General features: G+C 50.3%; 1 protein-coding gene. It reads right to left on the reverse strand.

The window, feature by feature from the left end; all coding sequences use genetic code 11:
- A partial coding sequence (gene rplM / locus P2081_RS21255; protein ID WP_369011420.1) for a 50S ribosomal protein L13 occupies positions 1-228 on the reverse strand: 228 nt, incomplete at its 3' end.
- Positions 229-292: the final 64 nt, after the last annotated feature.

The raw sequence follows: 292 nt of genomic DNA on the forward strand, positions 1-292 counted from the left end.
CGCCTCCTTGCCTCGCTTTGTCTTGTGTGGGATCATACCTCTGATTGTCCTGTAGAGGATTGCACTGGGTGCCCTGAAGTGGAAGGGGCCACGAGCAGGATTGACATTGCAGCGTTTTCGCAAAAACGCCAAGTACTTCAATTTACTCCTAAAGAAGTTACCAGAAATGTTGATCTGTTCTGTCCTCACGACAACTACCTTGTTGCCCTGTAGGATGGTTTTGGCCACGATGGCAGCAAGGCGGCCCAACAAGTGGCCTCGCCCATCAATGAGAATCGCCTTCTCACTAAAT

This window comes from Pseudophaeobacter profundi (assembly GCF_029697505.1).
GTDB classification, from domain to species: domain Bacteria; phylum Pseudomonadota; class Alphaproteobacteria; order Rhodobacterales; family Rhodobacteraceae; genus Pseudophaeobacter; species Pseudophaeobacter profundi.